Here is a 1,051-nt window from a genome sequence, read left to right on the forward strand (position 1 = left end):
GTGCCATCGATCAGCGGAAAGTGGAAACCGGTCTGCCGCGCTCCGGCAAACGGTTTCGCCAGACGCATCGGCACACTCTCGCCGCCGTTGGGCCAATCCTCGAAATCCAGATCCAGGCGCACGACGTAAAGGCCATGCTGGGTCAGATAGGCGTACTTGTATTTGCCAGGAGACGTCACGCGTCCGCTCAGGGTGCCCGCGATGCGCGGCCACTTGCTCTCATCGATCGGCAGGCGAAAGCGCCGATCCGAAGGAATGGCCTGGTAGGTATTGCGGTAAGCCTGGTCTCGCGCCCCGATATGGACGACTTCCGTGATTACCTGACCGTGCGGCGCATCGGGCAGGTCGATGTCCATGCGCAGGATGCGCGCAGGCCGCAGGCCCAGGACATTGCTCTGGCCTTCATAGACGATTTGTCCAGCCAGCGCCGCCTCGTGGCGCAGTTGCGCTTCCCACTTGGCGCCCGCCATATCGAGGTGGTGGGTGCCGTAGACATAGGACTGGCCGTAGTTGCCTGTTTCCTTGCGGGCGACGTTCGCCTCGCCTGCCTTGCGTTCGTAGGAATCCGCCGGGTTGTAGTCGGCCGTGCGAAACGATTCAGGCACCGTATGCACGTGCGTCTGAATATCGAATACCGTCTCAATACCCGATTCCAGACCAGCCGTTTCCCGATAGGGAACCCGCAGCTCCGGCTGGTAAATATAGTGGTCGATGTCGTCGCAGACCTGAAACACATCGCCAAAGACAGCGCCATGCGGACTCGGCAGGAAATAGCTGTATAGCCCCTCCTGTTCCATGAGTAGCCGGATGTAGTCCCAGTCGGACATCTGGTACTGGAGCCGGAATGGGTGTTCCGGATACTGGCGACGAATCTTGAAAGCGAACTGGTGGCCTTCCAGGCCGTGGCGGCGAAGAATGGCTTCGATAATCTGCGGCGCGGTCTTTCTCTGATAGACACGGCTTGCCTTGGTCAGCGTCAGCAAGGCGACCTTCGGGCGCAACTCCATTTCATAGGCGCAGAAGTCGCGGGTCTGACGGGTTTTTGAAAAGC

Annotated in this window: 1 protein-coding gene; it reads right to left on the minus strand. The window is 59.9% G+C overall.

Going from position 1 to position 1,051, the window contains the following annotated elements:
- Positions 1-1,051 (minus strand): type VI secretion system Vgr family protein (locus AC1RKI_RS30065; RefSeq protein WP_492798433.1); only part of this gene is annotated, 1,051 nt, incomplete at both ends.

The organism is Cupriavidus sp. GW822-FHT06G04, from assembly GCF_058799075.1.